This is a genomic window from Photorhabdus sp. RM71S, assembly GCF_042879355.1.
GTDB lineage: Bacteria > Pseudomonadota > Gammaproteobacteria > Enterobacterales > Enterobacteriaceae > Photorhabdus > Photorhabdus kayaii.
In genome coordinates this window covers 1-223 of the sequence record NZ_JBHFKV010000317.1, presented here as the reverse complement: position 1 = coordinate 223, position 223 = coordinate 1, and the positions used below count along the sequence as shown (strand labels likewise).

Annotated in this window: 1 protein-coding gene; it reads left to right on the top strand. The window is 60.5% G+C overall.

Features of this window, described 5'->3' with window-relative positions; genetic code table 11:
• Positions 1-223 (top strand): hypothetical protein (locus ACGF5R_RS25045; protein ID WP_387693367.1); only part of this gene is annotated, 223 nt, incomplete at both ends.

The following is a 223-nucleotide window of genomic DNA, read 5'->3' as shown; positions in this document are numbered from 1 at the left end:
GACTGGGTAATGAAAACCAAAGGCTTAAGTCTGCGCCGGGCCGTGGAACAGTTGCGCGGGATACTGGGAGATAACCCCTCGGTGGCGCCGCTGGTGCAACCGGATGAACCCACCATGCTGGCCGATGATGACGCCGGACGGCAGGCGCTGCTCAGTCGGGTCGTCGGGTTCTACCATCATACGCTGCTGAATGCCCCCGAAGCCCTGGCTTATCTGGAAAAAC